16 protein-coding genes are annotated in these 19,461 nt (G+C 68.6%); 11 read left to right on the forward strand and 5 right to left on the reverse strand.

The window, feature by feature from the left end; all coding sequences use genetic code 11:
- Positions 1–128 precede the first annotated feature (128 nt).
- On the reverse strand, positions 129–1,544 hold the full coding sequence (locus BO221_RS38805; RefSeq protein WP_158079990.1) for a galactose oxidase-like domain-containing protein: 1,416 nt from the start codon (positions 1,542–1,544) through the stop codon (positions 129–131).
- Positions 1,545–1,755: 211 nt separating this feature from the next.
- On the opposite strand from BO221_RS38805, the gene BO221_RS38810 reads away from it, so the two are divergent.
- Complete coding sequence (locus BO221_RS38810; protein WP_083682074.1) at positions 1,756–3,177, forward strand: ELWxxDGT repeat protein; 1,422 nt, start codon at positions 1,756–1,758, stop codon at positions 3,175–3,177.
- A 32-nt stretch (positions 3,178–3,209) separates the two neighbouring features.
- A complete protein-coding gene (locus BO221_RS38815; RefSeq protein WP_083682076.1) occupies positions 3,210–4,151 on the forward strand; it encodes a class III extradiol ring-cleavage dioxygenase in 942 nt (313 codons plus the stop codon).
- Positions 4,152–4,155: 4 nt separating this feature from the next.
- Here BO221_RS38815 and BO221_RS38820 read toward each other — a convergent pair whose 3' ends face one another.
- Positions 4,156–5,940 (reverse strand): serine/threonine-protein kinase, encoded by a 1,785-nt coding sequence (locus BO221_RS38820; RefSeq protein ID WP_073565889.1) that lies wholly within the window; start codon positions 5,938–5,940, stop codon positions 4,156–4,158.
- Between the two features lie 107 nt (positions 5,941–6,047).
- Between BO221_RS38820 and BO221_RS38825 the strand changes: the two genes are divergently transcribed.
- From BO221_RS38825 to BO221_RS38850, 6 genes are all read left to right on the forward strand, one after another.
- Complete coding sequence (locus BO221_RS38825) at positions 6,048–6,935, forward strand: hypothetical protein (protein ID WP_083682078.1); 888 nt, start codon at positions 6,048–6,050, stop codon at positions 6,933–6,935.
- Positions 6,932–8,482, forward strand: coding sequence for a hypothetical protein (locus tag BO221_RS38830; RefSeq protein WP_073565890.1), 1,551 nt, complete (start codon positions 6,932–6,934; stop codon positions 8,480–8,482). The genes BO221_RS38825 and BO221_RS38830 overlap by 4 nt, the downstream gene beginning before the upstream one ends.
- A 182-nt stretch (positions 8,483–8,664) precedes the next feature.
- Complete coding sequence (locus tag BO221_RS38835) at positions 8,665–10,755, forward strand: beta-propeller domain-containing protein (protein ID WP_073565891.1); 2,091 nt, start codon at positions 8,665–8,667, stop codon at positions 10,753–10,755.
- A gap of 128 nt (positions 10,756–10,883) precedes the next feature.
- A complete protein-coding gene (locus tag BO221_RS38840) occupies positions 10,884–12,266 on the forward strand; it encodes an MATE family efflux transporter (RefSeq protein ID WP_073565892.1) in 1,383 nt (460 codons plus the stop codon).
- A gap of 23 nt (positions 12,267–12,289) precedes the next feature.
- A complete protein-coding gene (locus tag BO221_RS38845; RefSeq protein WP_073565893.1) occupies positions 12,290–12,826 on the forward strand; it encodes a hypothetical protein in 537 nt (178 codons plus the stop codon).
- Positions 12,823–13,191 carry a hypothetical protein gene (locus BO221_RS38850; RefSeq protein WP_073565894.1) on the forward strand — a complete coding sequence of 123 codons (369 nt, stop codon included), beginning with the start codon at positions 12,823–12,825 and terminating at the stop codon, positions 13,189–13,191. The genes BO221_RS38845 and BO221_RS38850 overlap by 4 nt, the downstream gene beginning before the upstream one ends.
- A 10-nt stretch (positions 13,192–13,201) precedes the next feature.
- Here the strand turns inward: BO221_RS38850 and BO221_RS38855 are convergent, their stop codons facing one another.
- The gene (locus tag BO221_RS38855; RefSeq protein WP_073565895.1) at positions 13,202–13,915 is read right to left on the reverse strand and encodes an esterase family protein; all 714 of its coding nucleotides are present in this window, start codon (positions 13,913–13,915) and stop codon (positions 13,202–13,204) included.
- A gap of 93 nt (positions 13,916–14,008) precedes the next feature.
- Entirely contained in the window at positions 14,009–14,557 is a 549-nt protein-coding gene (locus BO221_RS38860; protein WP_233166454.1) for a hypothetical protein, read from the reverse strand.
- A gap of 138 nt (positions 14,558–14,695) precedes the next feature.
- Between BO221_RS38860 and BO221_RS38865 the strand changes: the two genes are divergently transcribed.
- On the forward strand, positions 14,696–15,856 hold the full coding sequence (locus BO221_RS38865; RefSeq protein WP_073565897.1) for an AAA family ATPase: 1,161 nt from the start codon (positions 14,696–14,698) through the stop codon (positions 15,854–15,856).
- Between the two features lie 18 nt (positions 15,857–15,874).
- Here BO221_RS38865 and BO221_RS38870 read toward each other — a convergent pair whose 3' ends face one another.
- Positions 15,875–17,254, reverse strand: a complete 1,380-nt coding sequence (locus BO221_RS38870; RefSeq protein ID WP_073565898.1) for a hypothetical protein — start codon at positions 17,252–17,254, stop codon at positions 15,875–15,877.
- A gap of 49 nt (positions 17,255–17,303) precedes the next feature.
- On the opposite strand from BO221_RS38870, the gene BO221_RS38875 reads away from it, so the two are divergent.
- Both BO221_RS38875 and BO221_RS38880 read left to right on the forward strand, forming a co-directional pair.
- Positions 17,304–17,990, forward strand: coding sequence for a hypothetical protein (locus tag BO221_RS38875; protein WP_073565899.1), 687 nt, complete (start codon positions 17,304–17,306; stop codon positions 17,988–17,990).
- Positions 17,991–18,083: 93 nt separating this feature from the next.
- The coding region (locus BO221_RS38880; RefSeq protein ID WP_073565900.1) for an IS1182 family transposase at positions 18,084–19,461 on the forward strand (1,378 nt) is incomplete at its 3' end.

Raw genomic sequence — 19,461 nt, forward strand, 5'->3', positions numbered from 1 at the left:
GCCACGAATCCCGGGTTGAACCCCCTGCCCACAGTTGGGGTCCATGGGTTGAAGAACAGGGACAGACACCCTCACCCTGACCCTCTCCCGAGGGGAGAGGGGTTGTTGGGTCACTTCCTTGAAAGGGATTACGGGACGGTCGAAATCCGCACCATCCGTCCCACGGAGGGCACGCCCGCGTCGTTCACCAGGAAGAGCTGGTAGTAGCCCGGCGGCGCCCGGTTGTTGTTCGCCGGGGCGGTGATGGTGAGGGTGCCGCTGCCGCGCGTGAAGGGCAGGGTGAGCAGCCGCTGGTTCTGGTCGAAGGCGTGCGTCACCGAGCCCAGGGCTATCAGCGTCACCTTCGTCACCCGGCTCGCGTCCGGCGTCGAGACGGTGAACGTCGTCCCCGGCGACACCACGTCAGGCACCGAGCTCACCACGGGCCGCGCTCCCTTGAAGAGGTAGGGCGGCGAGAAGACCTCCGCGGAGTTCGCGTTGCGGCCTCCCGCGCTCAGCACGCGCCCATCCGGCAGCAGCACCGTGGTGGCGTGGTAGCCGCGATAGAGCGTGTTGCTGGCGAGCCGCGTCCAGCGGTTGGTCGCGGGGTTGTACACCTCGGCATGGAAGACGGGGGAGCTCTTGTTGTCGAAGCCACTGCCCCGGCTGCCGCCCGTCACCAGCACCGTCCCGTCCGGCAGCAACACCGCGTTGTGCTGCCGCCGCGGCGTGCTCATGGGCGCCATGTACCGCCAGACCGGCGAGGCCACGTTCAGATCGATTTGCTCGACCGTGCCCGTCGGTGGATCTCCTCCCCCGATGATGAGCACCCGTCCATCCAGGTACACCGCGGGCGCGTAGCTCCGGGTGCCGTAGTTGCTCGAGGGCCCGGAGGTCCAGGAGCCCGTGCCGCTCGTACTCATGAAGCGGCTCAGCCGCTGCGGCCCCGCCAGGAAGAGCCGGCCATCGGGCGCCAGGAACATCCTCGGGTAGTACGGCAGCTTCAGCCGCGCCGTCGTCATGTCCCGCCACGTCCCGGTGGCCGCCAGGTAGCGCTGGGGAATCTCGTTCATGATGCCGGTGCCCACCGTCTCGCCGGAGATCACCATCACGTCCCCGTTGGCGAGCGTCACGTTGGTGGGGTACCAGCGCCCATCGTTCATGTCCGGCTGGCGGATGAAGCTCGAGGTGAACGGATCCCACACCGTCGCGTCCTCGAGGCCCACGTGGCTCTCGATGTGCCCGCCGGTGAGGAGCAGCCGGCCGTCCGCGAGGAAGGAGTGGCCCGCGCAGAAGATGTTGTAGCCCGGCGCCGGCAGCCGGCTGACTCCACCCGTGCCCGGGTCCCAGAGCCCCGGTGGGTCATCCCCCTGAGCGAACTCGCCGAAGAACATCACCTTGCCGGTGGGCAGCAGGCTCGCGTGGGTGGCGGACAGCGGCCAGGCCATGACGTTCGACCACTGCCCCACCTGCGCGGGAGTTTGCGCCCACGCCGGGCCCGCCAACATCGCGCATCCCACGAGCCACAGCGCGAGCACGCGCGGTTGGGAAAGAATCGGTTTCATGGACATCTCCGCCTCCACGGGTCTCCGCTGATTCGAGGTCAAAACCTAAGTGGCCTTGCCCGCCCGCCAACCCGGCCCCACGGTCCGAGCCAAATGGTGGGCTTGCCGGGATTGTTCGCCGAGGGTTGTTCACCCCGGACCCTCGCTCGGGTGGCCGTGGGACCGCTCGCCCCCACCTTGCGGGCCGTCCCACCCCACCCGAGAGGTTCCCATGAGGTGCTGGCGTCCGTTCTCCGTGCTGCTGGCCCTGCTCTCCACTCCCGCCCAGGCCCAGGCCGGCGAGGCCCTCCTGGAAGCCGGAGGCTGGAAGCCCTGTGGCCGCGCCGCTTCTCCTCTGCTGGAGGTCGCTCCTGGCTCGGACGAATCGGAGCCGGGAAGACTGGTCCGCGGCGAGCACGTTCTCTTCTTCGCCTCCGATGATGGGATGCGCGGCCGCGAGCCCTGGGTGAGCACCGGCACCGGAGGCCGTGGCACCTCGCTCTTGAAGGATGTCCGTCCCGGGCCGGAAGGGTCGGAGCCCATGGGCTTCACCCGTGTGGGCAACCGGGTCTTCTTCGTCGCCGACGACGGCGAGCACGGGCGCGAGCTGTGGGTGAGTGATGATTCCTCCGGGGGCACCCGGCTGGTGAAGGACATCTGGCCCGGCGCGGATGGCTCGTATCCCCGAGCACTCATCGAGTTCGGCGGGCTGCTCTACTTCTCCGCTGGAGACCCCGAGCACGGGCGCGAGCTGTGGCGCAGCGACGGGACGCCCGCGGGGACGTGGCTCGTCGAGGACCTGGACCCCGGCCCCGAGGGCACCGGCCCCTACATGCTGACGCGCGGGGGAGATGGGTCGCTCTACTTCATCAGCCACTACCAGGGATTCTTCATGCGGCTGATGCGGACCAACGGGAAGTCCCCCGCCGCCGAGCTGTTCCGGAGGTCCAGCGAGGGCGGTGGCCTGGAGTCGCTGACGGTGGTGGGCAACAAGCTGTTCTTCGTGTCGACCAGCGTCCACGACGACACCATGGCCGAGCTGTGGATGACGACGAGCGGCGGGGCCCCCGTGCTCGTGAGCATGTTCCCCACGCTGCATGACCTGGTGGCGATGGGCGGGCGGCTGTACTTCAGCGCCAGCTCGGAGGGGAACGCCGCTGACGAGGAATTGTGGCGCAGCGATGGCTCCCGGAAGGGGACGCAGCGCGTGAAGGACATCTGGTCCGGCTCCGAGGGCTCGTTCCCCGGCGGACTCACCGCGCTGGGACGCCGGCTCTTCTTCTCCGCGGACGATGGGATGAACGGGCGCGAGCTGTGGGTGAGCGATGGCACGGCCTCCGGCACGCGCCTCCTCGAGGACCTCGTTCCGGGTGCCGGGGGCTCATTGCCCGAGGCGCTGACCGCCATCGATGGGAACCTGTTCTTCAACGCGGAGACGCCGGACCACGGCCGCGAGCCCTGGGTGAGCAACGGCTCGCCCGGGAGAGCGGTGCCGCTCGATGAGGTGGCTCCGGGCATGGATTCCTCGGACCCGGTGGGCTTCGTGCGCTCCGGCTGGGATGTCTTCTTCCTCGCCTGGGACGAGGCCCACGGCCAGCGGCTCTGGGCCCTGCCGTTCCGTCCCTCGCACGAGTGTGACAACGACGCCCGGTGAGTGCATCCTCCTCCCGACGGAGGAGCCAGCACATGAGCGACGAGCAGGGTGATGGAGTCACGCGGCGGCGTGCACTGGCCGTGGGCCTGGTAGGTGCCGCGACCCTCGCCGCGGCTTCGAGCCTGAGCGGTGACACGCAGGCCAGCCCGGAAGAGCAGCGGAAGGGCTCCGGCGGACAGCGGATGCCCGTCGTCTTCATGCCCCACGGTGGTGGCCCGTGGCCGTTCGTCGATCTCGGCTTCGGCGATCAGGCGGGCCTCGATGCACTCGCCGGCTACCTGCGCTCCGTCCGCGCGCTGCCGAAGACACCGCCGCGAGCGTTGCTCGTCATCTCGGCGCACTGGGAGGAGCCCGTGCCCACCGTCATGACGAGCCCGCGGCCGCCCATGCTCTACGACTACTACGGCTTCCCGCCCGAGTCGTACCAGCTCACCTGGCCCGCCCCGGGTGAGCCGCGGCTCGCCGAGCGGGTGCGGGAGTTGCTCGGCGCCGCGGGCTTCCAGACGGCCACCGATGCGAGCCGCGGCTACGACCACGGCACGTTCGTCCCGCTCAAGCTCACCTACCCGGATGCCGAGGTGCCCACGGTGCAGCTCTCCCTCAAGCGGGGGTTGGATCCCCGCGAGCACCTCGCGATGGGACGGGCGCTCGCGCCCCTGCGCGACGAGGGCGTCTTCATCATCGGCAGCGGGATGACGTACCACGATCTGCGCAACTTCTTCGGCCCGAGCGCCCGCGGTGTCTCGGAGACGTTCGACGCGTGGTTGCGCGAGGCCGCCACGCTCGAGCCGAAGGAGCGCGACCAGCGGCTCTCACAGTGGGCGGCGGCGCCCGCGGCCCGTCAGGCCCATCCGAGCGAAGAGCACCTGCTGCCCCTGATGGTCATCGCGGGCGCGGCCGGAGAGGACCGCGGCAGCCTCGCGTACAACGGGACGATGCTCGGCATCCGGCTCTCCGCGTACCACTTCGGGTGAGCCCCTACTTCGAGAAGTCGTGCGTGATGATGTTGGGCTGACCGGCCTTCACCTCGATGGTCCGGGAGATGTCCTTTCCCAACTCATGGTTGAGGAACCGCACGGTGTGCGTACCAATGGTGGCCTGCACGGGCTTGTTGAGCGGCGTCTGACCGAGCGCCTTCCCGTCGAGGAACACGGTGGCATAGGGCCGGACGCGGAACTCCAGCCTCGCCTTCGCGGGCTTGCGCTGCGCCGGCTGCGCCTTGGTGGGCTCAGGCGTGGCGGGCTCCGGCCGGGGCTGCTCTCCGGCGGGCTCGGGAGTCTGCGCGGCCACGGGCTCGCTGGCCTCCGCCGGTTGCTCGGGCTGTGCCGCTGGGGCTGGAGCCGCCGGGGCTGCCACCACCGGTTCGGGCTGGGGCGGCGGGGCGGCCACCGGTGGAGGTCCCGCTGGCGGCGTGGACATGGCCTGCACGGGTTCCGGAGGGGCGCTGGTCGCGCGGGAGAGCACGAAGCCACTGCCCGCGGCGACGAGCACCAGGCCTCCCACCATCGCGGCCAGACCGGCGCGGCGGGGGGCGTCCTTCTTCGCGGGAGCAGCCGTATTCTCCGCCGCGGCTGGCTTCCCGGACTGGACCGCGGGCAGGCCACGCTGGCTGGGAGACATCAGCGTGGGCTCCAAGGGGGGCTCGGTGTCCCGCGCGGTGGAATGGGACAGCGCGGTCGGGAAGCGCGCGGTGCTCGTCTGGCTCCCAGGTGTCTCCGAGGCATCGAGCGGGACGGCCATGGTCGCGCGGTGCTTGACGCTGGACGGCGTCTGCTTGGGCGACATGAGGGTGGCGCTGCTGCCGACGTCCTCCCGGTCGCTGGGATTGGGCTTCGCCGGCCCGCTGTTCCTCGGGCACAGCCGCTCCACCCACTGCGCCATGTCCCGGGCACCTACCGTCTGGCCCGTGGAGAGGATGAACCGCTCCAGATCCGCCTGGAACGAGACGCAGTCCGGATAGCGCTGCTCACGCACCTTGGACATCGCCCTGTCGAGGATGCTCACCAGCGCCTGGGGCAGGTCCGGGCGCCGCGACGACGCGGGCACGAGCGGCTCGAAGAGGATGGCCTGCATCATGCTCACGTCGGTGGTGGCCTCGAAGGGGTACTGACCGGTGAGCAGCTCGTAGAGCACCAGCCCCAGCGCGTACACGTCCACGCGCCGGTCGAGCTGCTGGCCCTGCAGCTGCTCCACCGGCATGTAGGCGATCTTCCCCTTGATGAGGCCCGTCTTCGTCTTGTGGCTCTGGTTGGTGGCCTTGGCGATGCCGAAGTCCACGACCTTCACCGTCCCCTGGCGTGACAGCAGGATGTTGTCGGGGCTGATGTCGCGGTGGATGAGCTCCAGGTGCTTGCCGCTCGCCGGGTCCACGAAGTCATGGGCGAAGGCCAGGCCCTCGCATGCCGCGGAGATGACCTTCGCGCAGAAGGCCGGCGGCAGCGCCACTCCCGCCTGCACGGCCCGCGTGGACAGCGTGCGCAGATCCGGCCCGTCGATGAACTCCATCGCCAGGTAGTAGGTGCCGTCGGCCTGGCCGAAGTCGAAGATCTGCACGATGTGGGGATGGTTGAGCTGCGCGGCCACGCGCGCCTCGGTGAAGAACATCCCCACGAACGCCGGGTCCTCCGCCAGGTGCGGCAGGATGCGCTTGAGCACGAGCGTCTTCTCGAAGCCCATCGGCCCTTCCACCCGGGCGAGGAACACCTCGGCCATGCCTCCGGTGGCGAGCTTGCTGACCAGCTGGTACTTGCCGACTTGCGTCAAAACCCTCTCCTGGAGGCGGATGCGGCCTCATCATATGCCCACCGCGTCTCGGGCGCGGAGAGGGGGGGCTGCCAGCGGCGGGCTCCCTCCTGCTACGTTGGCGCATCATGAAAGCCAGTTCCCTCCGGACAGGGCGAGCGCGGCTGCTCGCTCTCTGTCTCTCGGCATGCCTGCCCGCCCAGGCGCTCGCCGCCGCTCCCGCCCGGAAGCCGCCCGCCCGGAAGAGCCCGGCCCGCAAGAGTCCGGCCACCAAGACTCCGGCCGTCCAGGAGGACTTCCAGAGCGTGTTCTCCGCCGCTGTCCGTTTCTACGAGAGCTTTGAGTACGAAAAGTCCCTGGCTCAGCTGAGCCGGGCCAAGGCGTTGGCGAAGGGCATCGAGCAGGAGGTGCCGGTGGCCCTGTACCAGGGCGTGGTGCAGGCGGAGCTCGGGCAGCGGGAGGAGTCGCTGGCCGCGTTCCGCACCGGGCTCTACCTGAAGCCGGACGCGACGCTGCCCGTGAAGGTATCCCCCAAGCTGGAGCGCGACTTCGAGGAGGTTCGCCGGGCCGTCCTGGCCGATCTGGGCCTCTCCGGGAAGAGCACCCCGGCGCCCGTGGCCACCGCGCCGGCGGATCGCCCGGTCCAGTCCTCCCCTGATCTCACCGCCAACGTGGAGCCGCGGCCCCAGGCGCCCGCCTATGTCCCCTCCGCCAATACCCCGGCGGCGTCCGGTCCCCGGGTGCTGCCCCTGGTGCTGCTGGGCACGGGCGCGGTGGCCGGCGGAGCGGCGAGCTTCTTCGGCCTGCAATCGTCCACCAGCGTCCGGTCCGCGCTCGACACCACCTACTATGACGTGCGCACCGATCGCCTGAAGGACGCCGAGCGCCAGGCCCTCATCGCCAACATCCTGTTCGGCACCGCGAGCGCGGCCGCGTTGGGAGCGCTCGCCACGTTCCTCATTCCCGGGAGCTCCAGCGCTCCTGCTTCCACCTCCACGGGAGGGGGGTCGCCGTGAGCCACGTTTCCAAGCTCCTGCTGCTGTCCTGTCTCGCGGGGGCCTTCGCCTGCACCGTCCCGACGATCGCCGAGCTCGAGGCCGAACGCCCCGGTACCTACTACGAATGCAACTCGGACCATCCGTGCCCGCCGGGTCTGGTGTGCATCGTGGAGCGTTGCATTCCCCGCAGTGAGCTGGAGTGCGAGCCCGGCACACGCGTGGCTTGTGGCTCTGGCTCCGACAGGGGCGTATGCAGTGCGGGCACGAAGCTGTGCAATGCCCTGGGCATCTTCGAGCCCTGCGAGGATGTGGTCACTCCGGTGTTCGAGAAGTGCGATGGCCAGGACAACGACTGCGACGGCGAGTCCGACAACTGGGCCAACCCCCTCGAGCTGACGCTCAAGCACGACGGTTCCTCTTCCGCGGCCGCCATCGCCGTGCGGCGCATGCCCGACGGTTCGCAGGACACGTTGCTCACCTTGACCGCGGAGACAGGGCGCCTGGTGACGAGGACCCTCACCGCGGATGGCACCTGGACGTTGGGCAAGGAGTTCTCCCATCCCTTCATGTCCTTCAAGCTGCCCACGCTCGCGGCCCAGGGCGACACGGTCGCGGTGGCGTGGGTGGGCGTGCAGGCCCCGGAGGGAACGGGGCCGTCCCTCTATCGGGTCTATCTGGCCACGGTGAATGGGGCGGGCAGCCTCACCAACAAGGATGCGATCGAGATTCCCTATGACGCCTCGGCCGGCAGTGGCTCGACGATCGCGCCGGACCTGCTCAAGCTGGCCGTCAACAAGACCCACATCCTCGTGCTCGTCAAGACGCCGGAGGAGTCCTTCGTGGTCACGGTGGCCCGGAACCTCGACGAGGGGAGCCGCAAGGGGCCTACCCGGCTCGGCACCGTGTTCTCGGACCTCTGGTTCCAGGCCTCGCCGGATGGTTCGGGGGATGGGTTCGTGGTGGCGTACCAGGACATGTTCACGGACACCAACGGCAGCGTCGCCTACTACAACCAGACGGCCACCGTTTCGACCGCGGGCGTACTCGGCAGACCCATGGCCATCAAGCACTCGCTGAGCACGCCCCCCCATTCGCCCTTCATCCTTCCTCTGCCGGACAGCGCATCGGAGTACTTCGTGTACTACGTGGAGAACGGCTTCGAGACGGGGAGCCCGGCGAAGTCCCGGGTCTCCTCCACGAAGTGCGGTCCGGTGGCCCCCTGTGAGTCGTCGATGTCCTTCGTGACCTTCGAGAAGGAGGTCCAGCGCATGCAGCTGGCGGCGCAGCCTGGGGCGGTGGAGCCGGAGGTGGCACTCTTCCGCTGGCAGGAATCGAGGACGGCCCCGCCGTCCCTGACGGCCATCACCTTCACGGACAAGGGTGACCGGCTCCTCGAGCTGCGGCCGCGCGGGCAACTGGTCCTTTCCGAGTCGCTCGTCCTGATGCCGGACTCCACCCGTTATCTGCTCTACAACCAGCCTCCCGCGGTGCCATCGGTGGTGTCGTCGCTCGCCGTGGGCTTCGAGGTGACGGAGGCGCGCATCCAGCCCTTCTGCGGGCTGTAGCGCTCTCGGTTTTCCGGCTGTCCGGTGTGAGGGGTCTCGACTTTCCGAGGCTCCTCTCACGGGCAGTCCGTCTCCAACTCCGCGAAATCCCGGGCATCCCGTGAGGCGCCCGGCTCCTGGCACACGGGTGGCAGAAGCCCGCCGCACCTCAGGCCGGAAGACGATTTCGAGGAGTCACGAACATGAAGACACACAGTGGGTTGGCGCTCGCGCTGCTGGGACTGGCGGCGTGCAGTGACAGGAGCGGCATTCCCGAGAACCAGCCGGTGCAGATGAGGGCGCGGCTGGAGTCCTTCGGGAGCTGCGCGGCGCTCGAGTCCTATCTCGAGGACGCCGCGGTGCTCGACATGCGCTCGAGGATGGAGAGCTCCAAGCCCTCCTATTGGAAGGGGTGGGGCGGTTGGTTCGGCGGCCCGTTGGAGTACGCGGATGGCGCTCCGCCCGCCGCTGGAGGGGATGCGTCGGGCGGTGGGAGCAGCGGTCCGAAGGACCATACCGGCACCAACAACCAGGTGGAGGGCGTGGACGAGGCGGACTTCGTGAAGAACGACGGCACGCGCATCTTCGTCCTCTCCGGGAAGAAGCTGTACGTGCACCGCTCCTGGCCGGCCGCGTCGCTGCGCGTGGAGTCCTCGGTGACGCTCGAGGGCTGGCCCCGGCAGATGTTCCTCCACGGGAACAAGGTGGTCGTCTTCTCCGTGGTGTCCGAGCCGTCCCCGGTCTCGAGTGGCTCCGGTAGCGCCGGTGGCATGGTGGCGGACTGCGCCTCCATGGGTCCCTGTGGCTACGGCGGCGCCTCGACGACCAAGGTGACGACGGTGGATGTGACGGACCTCGCCGCGCCCCAGGTGACGGGCGAGGTGTACCTGCCGGGTGGCTACCAGGACGCGCGCCTGGCGGACGGCTCGGCGCGGCTGGTGATGCGGGACTTCTTCCGCTGGCCCTCGGGCGTGCGTTTCTGGCCCGACTACTCCAAGGAACTCTGGGAGGACCAGGGGCGGCTGGAGAAGGAAATCGACCGGCTGATGGCGAACAACGAGCAGCTCATCCGCGCGAGCCCCCTCACGCAGTGGGTGCCCGAGGGCCGGCGCAAGCTGCCGGATGGCACCGTGGAGATGCTGGGCTACGACTGCCAGGACTTCCACAAGACGAACGCGCCCACCCGGGTGGGGTTCGTCACCGTGGCGTCGCTGGACCTGGATGCGCAGACGTTCCAGCCGCCGGGCCGCGTCACGCTGGTGTCCGAGCCGGGTGAGGTGTACGCCACCGCGGACGCGCTCTACATGGCCGCGCGCCACTGGTGGTGGTGGCCGCAGGCGGGGCAGACGGACCACACCTATGTGCACAAGCTGGACCTGAGCCAGCCGCACCGCGCCTCGTACGTGGCCAGTGCCACGGTGCCGGGCTTCCTGTTGGATCAATTCAGCATGGACGAGCACGAGGGCGTGCTGCGCGTGGCCACCACCATCAGCACGCGGGTGGCGGAGTCAGGCAACGAGTGGGGCCGCACCGAGACGACCAACCGCGTCTTCACCTACGCGCAGGAGGGCGGCCAGCTGAAGCTGCTGGGGCAGAGCGAGGAGCTGGCCAAGGGTGAAAGCATCTACAGCGCGCGCTTCATGGGCAAGAAGGGCTACGTGGTGACGTTCCGGCAGGTGGATCCGCTCTTCACCTTCGATCTGTCGGACCCCGCGCACCCGCGCAAGGTGGGCGAGCTGAAGGTGCCGGGCTTCTCCTCGTACATCCACCCGGTGGGGGATTCGCACCTGCTGACGGTGGGCCAGCACGTGCCGGAGAACGGCGACTGGCGCGGGCGTGCCGTCAAGGTGAGCCTCTTCGACGTGTCGGACATGGCCAACCCGCGGGAGACCGCCACGCATCTGGTGGGCACCGTCTACGGCTACAGCGAGGCGCTCTATGACCACAAGGCCTTCAACTACTTCCCGGCCAAGGGGCTGCTGGCCATTCCCTTCTCGGATTGGACGCAGTCGTCCTCCACTGACTACTGGAACAACTTCGTGAGCGAGCTGCGCGTCTTCCGCGTGGACACGGCCGCCGGCTTCACCCCGGTGGGCTCCATCTCCATGAAGGACGCGTACCAGGTCATCAACTTCAACCAGTGGAGCTGGGTGTACACGCCCGCCGTGCGCCGCAGCGTGATGGCGGATGACTACGTGTACGCCATCGGCGACGCGGGCGTGCGCGTGTCCCACGTGAGCAACCTGGCCTCGCCCCTGGCCACCTCGCGCTTCAACCCCTACACCTCGCAGTGAGGGAGGGACGGCCGTCCGTCTGTTGGGGGAGCAGGCGGCCGGCTGATGGGTCAGGCGAGCAGGGGTTGGGACGTCCGCGAGGGTAGCCGCGCATCCCAGGCGGAAACCCGCTATAGCCCCTCGCGCCCATGCCACCCGCTTCATTGCCCAGCCGCCGCGAAGAGTTCCGAGAGCTCTGGAAGCTCGCCCTGCCCGTCGCCATCGCCCAGGCGGGGCAGGCCATGATGAGCCTGGTGGATACGGCGGTGGTGAGCCGGGCGGGCACCGAGTCCCTGGCCGCCATTGGCGTGGCCACCTCCGTCTTCTTCGCCGTCAGCAGCCTCGCGGTGGGGTTGATGATGGGGGTGGACCCGCTGATGTCGCAGGCCTTCGGAGCGCGCAACGCGACGCGCGCGCGGGCACTCCTGTGGCAGGGCAGCTATCTGGCGCTGCTGGCGGGCAGCGTGCTGGCGGTGCCGATGGTGGTGGTGGTTCCCTGGCTGTTGCCCCTCTTCGGGGTAGGGGCCGGGGAGTTGCCGCTGGTGCAGGACTACCTCGCCTGGCGTGCGCCCAGCCTGCCGTTGGTGCTGCTCTTCATCAACACGCGCTCCTACCTGCAGGCGGCGGCGCTCACCCGTCCGTTGGTGGTGGCCACGGTGGTGGCCAACATCTTCAACCTGGGCGCGGACATCCTCTTCGTCTTCGGCGGCGAGGTGCTGCCCGCGTGGTGTGGGCCGCTGCGCCTGATTCCCGCCATGGGGGTGAAGGGCTCGGCCATCGCGACGCTGCTGTGCTGCGTGCTGCAGTGGGCCATCGTCGCGTGGTCGGTGCGCCAGATTCCCGTGTCCGGGGGCCTGCCCTCGGTGCGGCCGGTCCGGGCGGACATCCTCCAGGCTCTGCGGGTGGGTGTCCCCATTGGCCTCCACATCACGGCGGAGGTGGGCGTCTTCTCGTTGGCGGGCCTGCTGGCGCGGAAGCTGGGGCCGGAGAGCATGAGCGCGCATCAGATCGCCATCTCCTATGCCAGCCTCTCCTTCACGGTGGCGATGGGCATTGGCAACGCGGGCAGCGTGCGGGTGGGCTGGGCGGTGGGGGCGCGCGATACGCCGCGGGCGCGCATGAGCGGGTTGATGGCTTTCGTCTCGGGCGCGGGCTTCATGTCGTTGTGCGCGCTGGTGTTCGCCCTCTTCCCCGAGCCGCTGGCCCGCCTCATGGGCACGCCGTCCGAGGTGATTCCCCTGCTGGTGCCGTTGTTGATGGTGGGGGCCGTCTTCCAGATTTCCGATGGCATCCAGGGCGTGGGCGCGGGCGTGCTGCGCGGGGCGGGGGAGACGCGGTTCACCTTCCTGGCCAACCTGGTGGGGCACTACGGGGTGGGCCTGCCGGTGGCGCTGCTGCTGGGCTTCGGGTTGAAGCTCGGCGTGGTGGGCATCTGGTGGGGCCTGTGCCTGGGGCTCACCACCGTGGCGCTCGCGCTCTTCTGGCGCTTCGAGCGTCAGAGCGCCGGCACCCTCCGTCCCCTGGAGGCGTGAGGGTGCGAAGGCTTCGAGGATGGGTGTTCGGGCTCCTGCTGGTGGTGGGGGCCGCGTCCGGTCCTGTTCAGGCTGCATCGCCCATGGTGGCGGCCACGGTGGTCCAGGCCAGTGTGCTGGCCGCGAACACCTTCCAGGTCAAGCTACTGGCGTACGTGGCTCGCGGTGACATCGCTGGCGCCATCACGATGTACCAGTTGCATACGGGGCGGGCTGCACCGGCGTGGTTGGTGGACCTGCAAGCTGCCTACAACGTCGCGAATCAGACGGCCGGCAGGTGCCAGCAGGTGGCCCAGTTCATTCACACCGCCTACGGCAAGCTTGGACAGACACCGCAATACATCGCGTTCAAGACCGATGAAACGAAGCCCTACATGGTTTTCGAACTTGCGAACGCCAAGCATGCTTCCGTCTCTCGCACTGGCTACCATGTGGCTGTCAGGGTCGGGGACATGATTCATGATGCGTATACAGGGCCATTCGGGATGAAACTGTCCGATTACCTCTCCCGGCTTCATGCCCAGAAAGGAATCACCTGGGAGGTGGTGTCCAAACCATGAATGAGCAGGGTTCTCCACCGGATGTCGCGCCGCGCCGCCATGTCTATCTGCTCGATTATCTGATGCGCTTGCGGCAGGAAAAGACGCGAGGATTGTTGCTGGACATGGGGGAGATCAACGTCATCCGAATGGCGGCCTTCATCGATGGCTATCTCTCTTGCGAAGACGCCAACGGCATCAAGGATGAGGAGTATCGCCGTTTCTTCCAATGGCTCCGCGACGTGAAGCATGAGCTCCCGGGGGAGGGCTGGGACGTGAAGTACCTGCGGGATTGCGATGGCGACCACGAGAGCGCCATCCGCAAGTTCCTCGACTTCGCCGCCGAGTTCGTCGCCCTGCGTGAGCGCGAGCGGCAGGGCTCCTGAGCCCCACTCCTCACCACGGCAGGTAGTGCTGGATCATCTCCCGCCACACCGGCCAGTCGTGCGTGCCTCCCCACCAGATGGCCAGGTGGTTGTTGATGTCCTTCGACCACAGCAGCTTCGACAGGTGCTCGTTCGAGGGCCGGCAGAAGTCGTGCTCGCCCACCGCCAGCACCATCTCCACCCGGCGCAGCGCCGCCAGCTGCGCCGCGTCCGACACCCCCGGCAGCCACTGCATGCACGAGTGGTAGTACACGCTGTCGTCCTGGTGGCCGTCGAGGAAGTCCGCCGTCTCGAACTTGCCCCCCATCGACACCAGCCGCCGGAAGGTGTTCGGGTGCCTCAGCCCGATGTTGTACGTGTGGAAGCCTCCGAAGCTGCACCCGCCCAGCGTCAGCCGGCCTCCCGTGCTGCGCGACATCAGCAGCGGCACCACCTCGTGCAACAGGTACTGCTCGTACGCCGCGTGCCTCGCCACCCGGTCATGCGGATGGATGGACGTGTTGAACCAGCTCTCCCCGTCCACCGAGTCCGGGCACACCACGACGTAGCGCCCCGCTTGGATGCGGTCCGCGATGGCGCCGATGAGCCCGAAGTCCTCCGCTTGATAGAAACGGCCCCGGCTGGTGGGCAGCAGCAGCACCGGCTCGCCCGAGTGCCCGAAGAGCAGCACCTCCATGTCCCGGCCCAGCCGGGAGCTGTACCAGCGGTGATATTCGCGATTCATGCGCCCACCTTAGCCACCGTCCCCGGGCCGTGGCCGGGCCTCGTGGGCCCGGCACCGGCGCGCCGCGCGACAGTGAACACCTGGGGGCGCGGGCTAGAAGCGCAGCGTGGGGCCCAGCAGGATGCTGTGCAGCGGTTTGGCACACTCGTCGAGCGAGGGGCTCATGGAGCTGTCCACCCGCACGTCACACCACTGCCACGCCGTGGAGGCCGTGATGCCCAGGTGGTCGCCCAGCCACGCGTCCAGCCCCAGCCGCACCGCCGTGCTCAACCCGGCGTGCAGCATCCGCCGCGGAGAGCCCAGGTCATCCAGCGTCAGCGGGGTCGAGCGGCTCTGCGACACCCTCAGCCCCACCCACGGGTTCACCCCTCCATCCCGCAGGAAGCGCAGCCTCATCTCCAGCCCCACCGACTGGTAGTCCAGTTGCAGTTGCTGGCCATTGATGGTTGCTCCCCACGTCTCGGCACCTTCACCCACCAGCCCGAGTGACAGCCCGAAGGGCGTCTCCGCGCCCACATAGAGCTGCAACGCACCACCCATGGCCCGGATGCCCGAGGTGTGATCGAGGACGAAGCCGGTGGTGGCCGAGGCATAACCCCGCCAGGGCCCCGCTGCCGATGTCCCCGCCCACAGCGCCAACACAAGGCCTCCGAGACTCGCAACGTGTCGCATGCGGGGCGGAGTCTAGCCCAGACCCGCCCCATCGGGTCTACCCATACAGTGGGTACGTTTCCCGGTGGGCGTTCGGCCGTGGACGTGGGCCGGGTAGAGTCCCGCTCCATGTCTTTCTCATTCGACGAGGCTGCCCGCTCGGTTCGTGACGCCCTCACCGACGCCGGCCAGGGTCTGGTGGAGCGCGAGGCCATGGTGGAGCTGGTGGCGCTGTGTGCCGTGGCGGGTGAGCACCTGCTCGTCATCGGCCCGCCCGGCACCGCCAAGAGCGAGGCCGTGCGCCGCACCGCGCGGGCACTCGGCGGCGGCTACTTCGAGTACCTCCTGGGCCGCTTCACCGAGCCCTCGGAAATCTTCGGTCCGGTGGACCTGCGCAAGCTGCGCGAGGGGCTCGTGGAGACGGAGACGGCCGGCATGCTGCCCGAGGCCGAGGTGGCCTTCCTCGATGAGGTGTTCCTCGGCTCCACCGCCATCCTCAACACGCTGCTGGGCCTGCTCAACGAGCGCGTCTTCCGCCGCGGCCACACCCGCATGAGTTGCCCCCTGCGCGTGTGCGTGGGCGCCTCCAACGCCCTGCCCGAGGACGAGGCCCTCGCCGCCTTCGCGGACCGTTTCCTCGTCCGCACCTTCGTCGCGCCCGTGCCGGACCCGCGGCTGGAGGATCTGCTCGCCGGTGGCGCGTCGCTGTGGAAGGCCGAGGAGGCGCGCACCGCTTCGCTGGAGGCGCTGGATGTGCTGGCCCGGGCGGCGCGCGAGGCGGACCTCGGGCCGGTGCGTCCCCACCTGGCCCACGCGCTGCGCACCCTGCGTGGCGCGGGTATTTCCCTGAGCGACCGGCGCATGGTGAAGGCCCAGCGCCTGGTGGCCGCCGCCGCCGCGCTCGCCGGGCGCGCCACCCCGGGCATGGCCGACCTGTGGCCTCTCGTCTACGCCGTGCCCACCCAGGAGGCCCAGGCGCTCGCGCGCGATGTGCTGCGGGAACTGCTCGCGCACTCGGAGAACCCGGCCCTGTCCGCCGCCGCGCTCGAGGCCAGCGCGGGCCCCCTGGCTCGCGCACAGCGCATCGCCCAGGCCGGGCGCGCCGTGCTCGACGCGAGGCCCGGGGAGGGTGATGCCGAGGGGCTCGCCTCCTGGCGGCTCAAGTTGGAGGGCGTGGCGCGCGAGATGGACGCGGGCTTCGCCCCCGAGGCCCTCCCCGAGGATCTGCGTGCGGTGCGCGAGGAGCTTCGCGTGGCCCTCGCCCAGGTGCCCCGGACGGAAGCGGCTTGAGGGCGCACGCAGACGGCTTCAGGGCAGCTCGTTCTTGCCCGCGAAGGCCTTCAGCCAGGTGTGCTCGTCGCGCATCCGGGGCTCGCAGGATTCCTCATGCAGCGAGGCCAGGGGCCAGCGTTTGAAGCCCGAGCGCTTCAGCGCCTCCTCCCACCTGCCCAGGTCCACCCACAGGTCGATGCTCTCCATCCGCGTCGGGCTGTGACCCGTCAGCTCGGAGCCGTACACCTGCAGCAGCAGTCCTCTTTCCAGCTCCAGGCGAGAGTGCTGCTCGCGCAGGCGGGTGCCGACCTCCCACAGCAGCCGCCCCATCCACCGCCGCTCGTTCTCGTTGAGGTGGGCTGCGCTGGCCCGGGCGCGCCGCTGCAGCTCCTTGCCCAGCGATACTCCCTGGGCCCAGGTGGCCAGCAGGAAGGCATGGTGGCCGGGCAGCAGCAACACGTCCTTCAGGGACTCACGCATCTCCCGGAAGAAAGGCTCGCTGGACGGTTGCTTCCACTCCAGGGAGACGAGCGGCTCGAGGGCCTCCAGGTCGCGGCGTTGGAAGAGGGCCTCGGGGGGACGCTCCGCGAGGAAGACGCGCAGGGCCAGCTGGAGGGTGGAAGGAGTGGGGCCAGTGAGCTGAGTGAGCCTCGCTTCCGCGGCGGGCAGCAGTTGCTGGCGTGCTGGCGTCTCCGCTCCGAGTAGCAACAGCCGCTCGCGCAGGGCCATGAGCAGGGGCACGGAGTCGCTGATGCGCACTTCGCCGGGCCCCCATTCCAGGAAGTCATCTTGCTCTGGGACGACGGTCAGCATCGGCAATCCCTGGGGCCCCGCGAGCGGCATCTTCTCGTCATGCACCAGGGGGACGAGGTTCTCGTCTTTCATCACGGGCTCGGGCAGCAGGGGGCTCTTGCTGAAATCCGGACGTCCGAGCTCGACCCAGGACTCGAAGAAGGCATGCCGCCAATCCGGGGACCGGGCGCGGCGCTCGGCGAGCGCCAGCAGCAGGGCTGCCTCCTGCGTGTGCTTCACCTCGGGCCACCCCAGGTCGCGCCGCATCGCGTCCAGCGAGCCGTGCTCCAGGTGGAGACATGCCCGTATCAACCGTGCGGGCGCATTCGTCCTGTGGATGGGCGGCCGGAGCATCCGGTCCAGGAAGGAGTACGCACCAGGATGGCCTGCGAAACAGAGCCAGAGGCGCTGCTGCGACAGATCCTCCCAGGGGTTCTCGTCGGCGCTCGGCTTGCCTTCATCGAACCCATCCAGGGCGAGCTGGCTGCCGACTGCCGCGACGGACACCAGCCCCAGGGCCCCCAGCAACAGACGGCGCCGAGACCAGCGATTGCCCGCGCTTCCAGCTACCATGGCGGGCTGTTCGCTCCCGGGTTCCACTCCGCCGTTCTCGCGCTTCGTCATGGTGACCTCCATGGTAGCCCCCATACTGCATACCGCAAGAAGTGGGGCCGTGCGGTTGCTGGTGCTCTTGGCCGTGCTCCATGCGGGGTGTCTGTCGGAGCCGGATGAGGCCTTGCTCGGAATGGAGTGTGGTCCACGGGACCTGACCCCGGAGTGCTGCCTCAAGAAGAATCCGGGTCAGTGGGAACGCTGCACCGGCTCGTCCGAACTGGCGCGGGTCGCGGAGGAGGCCGCCGGGACGGTGGGGCGAACTCCTTCGCTGGCGGCCAAGGTCGCTGTCGCTGGCATGGCGGGAGTGATGATGACGACCGTGCACATCGGCTCCGCCGAGCGCCGGGGCGTGGCGCTGGCGACGGATCTGCTCAAGAAGGTCGAAGAGGAGATCGTGCGGTGCGTGCGCAGCGCGGAGCAGGAAGTAAATGAGTACCACTTCGGTGGGAAGAGCCCGACGCGGGAGCAATGCCAGGAGGTGAAGGTGGGGGAGCGCACGACGTGGGCCGCCTACCTGGGACTCTTCAAGCACGAGACGGCCTGGCCGTGTCTGAGCCAGGCGCTCGATAAGCTGTTGAAGGGGAAGTACCTGCTCCATCCGCGCTTCTACGTCGATCCGCAGACGGGCGAGTGGAGACACATGCCCGAGGACATGATGAGCCAGATCGTGACGCAAGAGGGTTGGTCGGGTCTGCGCGGAACCATCGAGCCGGACATCGTCCTCCTAGAGCACCGGACGGATTGAAGCTCTAGAGATTTCGAGGGCTTGGAAGGAGGCTCGACAGAGAAGGGGCAGGATGGACACCTTACTTCAGCCGTGAGGCGGAGCGAGGTAACCATGGAGATAGAGCGGTGGAGGCCCAAGCAGGAGCTGAGCGAGCAGGAGGAGCGCATCATCGAGCGGATGAAGAGCACCGGGAAGCTCTTCGCCTTCCTGCGCAGACACCGCCACGAGCTCTTCGATGAGGCCTTCCAGGCCGAGTTGGAAACCATGTATCGCCAGACGGGGGCGGGAAAAGAACCGCTGCCTCCGGCACGCATGGCCATGGCCACGCTCCTTCAGGGCTATCTGGGCGCCTCGGATGCCACCATGGTGGAGCTGACTGTTTTCGACCTGCGCGTGCAGATGGTGCTGGATTGCCTGGGCCACAGCGAGCCAGCCTTCTCCAAGGGGGCCTTGTGCGACTTCCGCCACCGCCTCATTGGCGCCAACATGGACCGGCGCCTGCTGGAGAAGAGCGTGGAGGTGGCCATGGGCCAGCAGGAGTTCGGCTGGCGCGCGCTGAAGTCCTCGCTGCGAGTGGCCATCGACTCGCGCCCATTGGAGGGAGCAGGCCGCGTCGAGGACACCTTCAACCTGCTGGGTCATGCCGCGCGCAAGGTGGTGGCATGCGTCGCGGGGCTGCTGAAATGCTCCACTGACAGGGTGTGTCGCGAGGCGGGCATTCCCCTGCTGCTGGAGTCGAGCGTGAAGAAGGCGCTGGATGTGGATTGGAATGAAGCCGGGCAGAGGACACGGGCGCTTCAAGTCCTCATCCAACAATTGGACAGCCTGGTGCAATGGCTGCGGCGGGAGTTGCCCGAGCAACTCGTGGAGGAGCCCCTGGCGGGGCACCTCAAGACGCTCGAGCAACTGCGCGGCCAGGACCTGGAGCCGGACCCGGACGGAGGAGGAGTGCGCATCCGCCAGACCGTGGCGCACGACAGGCGCGTGTCGGTGGAAGACGGCGAAATGCGTCACGGGCGCAAGAGCCAGAGCAAGCGCTTCAACGGCTTCAAACAACACATCGCGGCGGAGATGGAGTTGGACCTCATCGTGGCGTGCACCGTCACCCCAGCAAATCGGCCCGAGGCGGAAGCCACCCCAGAACTCCAAAAGGACATGCAACGGCAGGGAATGGAGATTGGCGAGCTGTACATCGACCGTGGGTACATCAAAAGCCCGGTGGTGGAGTCGGTGCTGGAGCAGCGAGGCGAGGTGCTGTGCAAGCCGTGGGCGACACAGAATGGGGAACTGTTGCCCAAGTCAGCATTCAAGCTGGACATGAGGAGCCGGACAGTCACATGCCCAGGAGGCCAGAGGCTGCCCTTCAAGCCTGGGTCTGTCGTGGAATTCGATGCAAAGGTATGCGGCCAATGCCCTCTACGTGCCGAGTGCACGACGGCTCAACCCGAGCACGGGCGGATGGTACGCATTGCCGAGGATGAGGCTCTCC

The sequence above is a fragment of the Archangium sp. Cb G35 genome, from assembly GCF_001896145.1.
GTDB classification, from domain to species: domain Bacteria; phylum Myxococcota; class Myxococcia; order Myxococcales; family Myxococcaceae; genus Archangium; species Archangium violaceum.

Bases quoted from the DNA above. Each gene is read 5' to 3' on its own strand.
- BO221_RS38850 (WP_073565894.1), top strand. From the start codon at position 12,823: ATGAATGAGCAGGGTTCTCCACCGGATGTCGCGCCGCGCCGCCATGTC.
- BO221_RS38815 (WP_083682076.1), top strand. From the start codon at position 3,210: ATGAGCGACGAGCAGGGTGATGGAGTCACGCGGCGGCGTGCACTGGCC.
- BO221_RS38865 (WP_073565897.1), top strand. From the start codon at position 14,696: ATGTCTTTCTCATTCGACGAGGCTGCCCGCTCGGTTCGTGACGCCCTC.
- BO221_RS38870 (WP_073565898.1), bottom strand. From the start codon at position 17,254: ATGACGAAGCGCGAGAACGGCGGAGTGGAACCCGGGAGCGAACAGCCC.
- BO221_RS38855 (WP_073565895.1), bottom strand. From the start codon at position 13,915: ATGAATCGCGAATATCACCGCTGGTACAGCTCCCGGCTGGGCCGGGAC.
- BO221_RS38810 (WP_083682074.1), top strand. From the start codon at position 1,756: ATGAGGTGCTGGCGTCCGTTCTCCGTGCTGCTGGCCCTGCTCTCCACT.
- BO221_RS38840 (WP_073565892.1), top strand. From the start codon at position 10,884: ATGCCACCCGCTTCATTGCCCAGCCGCCGCGAAGAGTTCCGAGAGCTC.
- BO221_RS38825 (WP_083682078.1), top strand. From the start codon at position 6,048: ATGAAAGCCAGTTCCCTCCGGACAGGGCGAGCGCGGCTGCTCGCTCTC.
- BO221_RS38835 (WP_073565891.1), top strand. From the start codon at position 8,665: ATGAAGACACACAGTGGGTTGGCGCTCGCGCTGCTGGGACTGGCGGCG.
- BO221_RS38805 (WP_158079990.1), bottom strand. From the start codon at position 1,544: ATGAAACCGATTCTTTCCCAACCGCGCGTGCTCGCGCTGTGGCTCGTG.